We start from the raw sequence: 3,299 nt of genomic DNA, 5'->3' as shown, positions 1-3,299 counted from the left end.
AAACGCTACAAAAAAAAGTGTCCTCCATTCGAAAGACACTTTTAATTATTTATTAAAACCGTGACGGTTATCCACCTTTTGGTACTTGATTCTGGCTTCTTGATTCTTATTTCTTTCCGCCTTCCATCTGCTCTTTCAATTGCGCCAATGCATCCAAATCCCCTAATGTGGATTTTTCCGGTTGGGCTGAGGATTCTGCAGGGGAATCGGCTTTTTTCTTGGCTTTCTTCGCTCCTTTTTCTTCTTCTCTGAAAGTGGCAGTGTGGGAAAGTACAATTCGCTTGTCGTCTTTGGAGAATTCAGTCACTTTGAAATCCAAAGCCTCGCCTACTTCAACAGCAGATCCGTCTTCTTTCTCCAAATTCTTCGCAGTGGCAAAGCCTTCCAAACCGTATGGCAATTCAAGAACTGCACCTTTGTCGTTTTTGGAAACTACTGTACTTTTATGGATCGACCCGATTGGGAATACAGTTTCAAAGGTATCCCAAGGATTTTCTTCCAGCTGCTTGTGTCCCAAGGCCAACCTTCTGTTGTCCACATCCAATTCCAAAACCTGAACGTCAAGATGATCGCTAACTTTCACAAATTCAGACGGATGCTTAATTTTCTTGGTCCAGGATAAGTCAGATACGTGTACCAGCCCATCAATTCCCTCTTCCAATTCAAGGAAAAGACCAAAGTTGGTCAGGTTTCTTACTACTCCTTTATGCTTGGTGCCCACTGCATATTTGGTAGCCATGTCACCTTTGGTCCAAGGATCTTCAGTCAGTTGCTTGATGCCCAAAGACATTTTTCTTTCGTCTTTGTCCAAAGTCAAGACCACTGCTTCGATTTCGTCATTCACTTTCACAAAATCAGCCGGATTTCTCAAATGCTGAGACCAGCTCATTTCAGATACGTGGATCAAACCTTCAACTCCGGGAGCCAATTCCAAGAAAGCACCGTAATCTGCAACGTTTACGATCTTGCCTTTCACCTTGGAACCGATTTCAAGATTTGCAGAAAGTGAATCCCATGGATGAGGCGTCAATTGCTTCATACCCAAAGAAATTCTCTTTTTGTCGTCATCAAAATCAAGCACAACAATCTGTACTTTATCGTCCAGATTAAGCACTTCTTCCGGATGGTTGATACGTCCCCAAGAAATATCGGTAATATGAAGAAGACCATCTACACCACCCAAATCGATGAATACACCGAAGTTGGTCATGTTTTTGATCACGCCTTCCAATACCTGACCTTTTTCGAGGTTGTTCAGTATTTCTGCTTTTTGTTTCTCGAGATCTTTTTCGATCAGGACTTTGTGAGAAACGACTACGTTATCATTGGCGTGGTTTATTTTAACCACTTTTACTTCCATTTTCTTACCTACATAGATATCAAAATCCCTGATAGGTTTCACGTCGATCTGAGAACCTGGCAAAAAGGCTTCCACACCGTAGATATCTACGATCAAGCCACCTTTGGTTCTTCTCTTTACAAGACCTTCGATAATGTTGTCATGCTCAAGGGCATCTTCGATGTCCTGCCATGCACGGACCATTCTGGCCTTCTTTCTGGAAAGTACCAATTGGCCCAAAGAATTTTCTTGCTCTTCAATGAACAAATCCACTTCGTCTCCGATCTTAAGATCAGGAAGGTCGCGGAATTCACTCAAAGGCACCAACCCATCAGATTTGAAACCGATGTTGATGATGACGTCCTTGTCATTGATACCTACAACAGTACCTTTAATTACTTCTTTTTCAGTGATTTCATTCAAGGTCCCCACGTAAATGGCCTCCATTTCAGCTCTCTTTTCCTTGGAGTAGCTTTCACCAAATCCTTTGGTCTCGAAATTGTCCCAATTAAATTCTTCTTTTTCCGACATATTATTGGATAACCCTGACTTTCAACAACCTTAGGGTCATGTGGTTGAGGTTTTTAGTTTTGGATAAAGTCCCTAAAAACAAGTTTCAGAAACCCCGTTCACCCGAACGGATTGCAAAGGTAAGGAAATTTTGGAAAGGAGGAATGGATGAAATAGAAAATTCTCTACTTTTGGTCTACCCAAATAAAAAAAGGAACCCCTGAAATTTCTTTCAGGGGCTTTTTGCAAGCAAAGAGTTTAACATTTGTTTTACAATACCCAAAATTAATCAAAGGAACTTTAAAAATGAAAATTTTTAGGATTATTTACACCATTTATGCCGTAGGAGTATTTGTAATCCTTATGTTCGTGTTCTGTTTGTTTATTGTGACACCCATTTTAATAAGTCCTCAAGGTGGAAAAGTGACTTTTTTCTTTATTCGGCTTTGGGCAAGTATTTGGTCATTTTTGGTTGGAATCTCATATGATATTCAGGGCAAGGAACACCTCGACTTCACAAAACCCTACATCTATATCTTTAACCACCGATCCTCCCTGGATTTACCGGTAATTCCGATGGCAATAAAACAGGAACTCCGGGCCATCGGCAAAAAGGAGATTTCTAAAATTCCGGTTTTTGGATTTATCGTCTCTAGGGTGGCGGTATGGGTCGACCGCAAAGACACCGCATCCAGAAAAGCCTCAGTCCAAAGGCTTGTAGAAATCCTGAGAAAAGGAATCTCTGTTGTTGTGGCACCTGAAGGTACCCGAAATGATTCAGGACAAACCCTTTTGCCATTCCAAAGTGGGGCGTTTCGGCTTGCACTGGAAACCCAGACCCCGATCATGCCCATGGCTGTAATTGGAGCTGACAGGCTCATGAGACGGGGCTCGCTGATCCTCAGGCCTGGAACAATTCATATCTACTTTTCCACTCCTATTTTGCCCGAGAATATTAAAGGGGATAACCCAGTGGAGCAGCTGACAGAAAAATGCTTTTCCAGATTGGAGGCAATGATTTTGACACATGAATAGTTTTTTATGCAGAAAATATTTTCCTAAAAAATGCAGTGAAGTGAAAAGTAGGATGCCGATGGCCATCCTAAGGAGTAAGCTACAATCCAAATTATTGCCTAAGATCTGCTGGATTTTGATATTTACTGGTAATATTGTGATTATCCATAATAAAAAAAGAAAAAACCCTAGACAATGGCCTAGGGTCAAAAAATCTTACTTATAATTACGATGGCTATTTCTCTGCCATTACTTTTTCAATATAGGCCACACTCTTTGGAATCTGCTGAACGGATCTTGAGGATTCGTCTTCTATTATCAAATATTTGGTGCCGGCTTTTTGTGCCTGCTTGATCAATCCCTGTATATCCACATCCCCCGTTCCAAGGACCACATTGGTTTCCACATCACCTTTGCCATCGGTACTTCCCGGCGT

General features: G+C 41.4%; 2 protein-coding genes and 1 pseudogene. 1 reads left to right on the top strand and 2 read right to left on the bottom strand.

The features are described from left to right. Positions 1 to 106: 106 nt before the first annotated feature. Positions 107 to 1,870, bottom strand: coding sequence for a 30S ribosomal protein S1 (gene rpsA, locus ACEW8O_RS23440; protein WP_373497057.1), 1,764 nt, complete (start codon positions 1,868 to 1,870; stop codon positions 107 to 109). A 285-nt stretch (positions 1,871 to 2,155) separates the two neighbouring features. On the opposite strand from rpsA, the gene ACEW8O_RS23435 reads away from it, so the two are divergent. After that, complete coding sequence (locus tag ACEW8O_RS23435) at positions 2,156 to 2,884, top strand: lysophospholipid acyltransferase family protein (RefSeq protein ID WP_373497056.1); 729 nt, start codon at positions 2,156 to 2,158, stop codon at positions 2,882 to 2,884. 214 nt (positions 2,885 to 3,098) lie between these two features. Here ACEW8O_RS23435 and ACEW8O_RS23430 read toward each other — a convergent pair. Then, positions 3,099 to 3,299 (bottom strand): annotated as a pseudogene (locus ACEW8O_RS23430) (sugar phosphate isomerase/epimerase); the annotation flags it as partial.

The sequence above is a fragment of the Aquiflexum sp. genome (genome assembly GCF_041749095.1).
Classification (GTDB): domain Bacteria; phylum Bacteroidota; class Bacteroidia; order Cytophagales; family Cyclobacteriaceae; genus Aquiflexum.
This window is presented reverse-complemented; position numbering and strand designations above follow the sequence as displayed.

Excerpts from the sequence above, each read along its gene's own strand:
- ACEW8O_RS23435 (WP_373497056.1), top strand. The coding sequence starts at position 2,156 with ATGAAAATTTTTAGGATTATTTACACCATTTATGCCGTAGGAGTATTT.
- rpsA (WP_373497057.1), bottom strand. The coding sequence starts at position 1,870 with ATGTCGGAAAAAGAAGAATTTAATTGGGACAATTTCGAGACCAAAGGA.